The organism is Gordonia aurantiaca (assembly GCF_039939235.1).
Taxonomy (GTDB): Bacteria; Actinomycetota; Actinomycetes; order Mycobacteriales; family Mycobacteriaceae; genus Gordonia.
On sequence record NZ_JBDUUF010000029.1, the window covers coordinates 1,704 to 4,203 of the forward strand.

General features: G+C 56.8%; 2 rRNA genes (both only partly in view). Both read right to left on the bottom strand.

The features are described 5' to 3' along the window. Window positions 1-1,773, bottom strand: a 23S ribosomal RNA gene (locus ABFT43_RS22580); it reaches 1,459 nt to the left of the window's first position. Window positions 1,774-2,251: 478 nt separating this feature from the next. Next, a 16S ribosomal RNA gene (locus ABFT43_RS22585) occupies window positions 2,252-2,500 on the bottom strand (it continues 1,274 nt past the right edge of the window). The 16S and 23S rRNA genes sit together here, the layout of an rRNA operon.

Consider the following 2,500-nt stretch of genomic DNA (forward strand, 5'->3'; position numbering starts at 1 on the left):
GCCTCAACGGCTACGCATCACCTCTCAGGCACATGAGACACGGATTTGCCTATGCCTCGCCCTACAGGCTTACACCAGTACAACCACTCACTGGCCCCACTACCTTCCTGCGTCACCCCATCGCTTGCCTACTACCAGCCGAGGTCCCACGCATCACCCCACACCAGCACCCGAAGGCACCGGAAGAGGATCTGGATGGTTAGTACAACTGATTCAGCATGGGCGCGGATACACGGGTACGGGAATATCAACCCGTTGTCCATCGACTACGCCTGTCGGCCTCGCCTTAGGTCCCGACTCACCCTGGGCGGATTAGCCTGGCCCAGGAACCCTTGGTCATCCGGCGGCAGAGTTTCTCACTCTGCTTTCGCTACTCATGCCTGCATTCTCACTCCCACACCCTCCACCGCTAGATCACTCTGCGGCTTCCACGGATGCAGGACGCTCCCCTACCCACCCACACACCTGGCCGGCCCTCCGTAGAGAACCGACAGGCCAACGTGTGAGTGCCGCGGCTTCGGCGGTGTACTTGAGCCCCGCTACATTGTCGGCGCAGGATCACTTGACCAGTGAGCTATTACGCACTCTTTCAAGGGTGGCTGCTTCTAAGCCAACCTCCTGGTTGTCTTCGCGACCCCACATCCTTTTCCACTTAGTACACGCTTAGGGGCCTTAGCCGGCGATCTGGGCTGTTTCCCTCTCGACTACGAACCTTATCGCCCGCAGTCTCACTGCCACACTCTCACTTACCGGCATTCGGAGTTTGGCTGACGTCAGTAACCTAGTGGGGCCCATCGGCCATCCAGTAGCTCTACCTCCGGTAAGAAACATGCGACGCTGCACCTAAATGCATTTCGGGGAGAACCAGCTATCACGGAGTTTGATTGGCCTTTCACCCCTACCCACAGCTCATCCCCTCCATTTTCAACTGAAGTGGGTTCGGGCCTCCACGACGTCTTACCGTCGCTTCACCCTGGCCATGGGTAGATCACTCCGCTTCGGGTCTAGACCCGGCGACTCTTTCGCCCTATTCAGACTCGCTTTCGCTACGGCTACCCCACACGGGTTAACCTCGCCACCGAGCACTAACTCGCAGGCTCATTCTTCAAAAGGCACGCCATCACCCACCCTCCAAAAGAGGCACAGGCTTTGACGGATTGTAAGCGTCCGGTTTCAGGTACTATTTCACTCCCCTCCCGGGGTACTTTTCACCTTTCCCTCACGGTACTAGTCCGCTATCGGTCACCAGGAAGTATTCAGGCTTACCGGGTGGTCCCGGCAGATTCACAGCAGATTCCACGAGCCCGCTGCTACTTGGGAATCCATCACGCAAGACCATGTGCTTTCAGCTACCGGACTCTCACCGTCTACGGCAGACCATTCCAGGCCACTTCACCTAACACACAGTTTTCTGACTCACGCCCGGACAGGTAGATCCGGGAAGATGAACCCCACAACCCCACACGCACAACCCCTACCCGGTATCACATGCGCATGGTTTAGCCTCCTCCGCTTTCGCTCGCCACTACTCACGGAATCACTATTGTTTTCTCTTCCTATGGGTACTGAGATGTTTCACTTCCCCACGTTCCCCCCACACAGCCTATACATTCAGCTGGTGGTAACACGACATCACTCGTGCTGGGTTTCCCCATTCGGACACCCTCGGATCACAGCTCGTTTGACAACTCCCCGAGGACTATCGCGGCCTACCACGTCCTTCATCGGCTCCTGGTACCAAGGCATCCACCGAACGCCCTTACACACTTACAACAACACCTACAAACAACCCCCAACACCAACCACCATCCACAGACAGCAGCCACCGCGAGGATCGAATGTAGACATCACCAGAAAACACACAAAAAATCTGCTCAATCACACACCAACAACACTCCCTCAACCCCACAAAAGAAGCTGAACAAGTCTTGCCGGCGCGAAATAAAGATGCTCGCATCCACTATGCACTTCTCAAACAACACACACCACAGACAGGCCCATGCCTCCGCACCCCACCACAGGACACCTCAACGACACACACCCGATCTGCAGCTCAGAGGAAAACGTGTGTTCCCTCAGAACCCCGATAGTGTGACGACAAACCGACCAGCCCTCACGGATCTGACCGAGTCCTTCCACCCACACCCCAACGGTGCCGGCTACTCAAACCTGCCTGATGTTTCACCCTCGAACACACACACGCCGCACGGACATACGCCGGCAGAAACGTGTGATGCCGTGTGCTCCTTAGAAAGGAGGTGATCCAGCCGCACCTTCCGGTACGGCTACCTTGTTACGACTTCGTCCCAATCGCCGATCCCACCTTCGACAGCTCCCTCCCACAAGGGGTTAGGCCACCGGCTTCGGGTGTTACCGACTTTCATGACGTGACGGGCGGTGTGTACAAGGCCCGGGAACGTATTCACCGCAGCGTTGCTGATCTGCGATTACTAGCGACTCCGACTTCATGGGGTCGAGTTGCAGACCCCAATCCGAACTG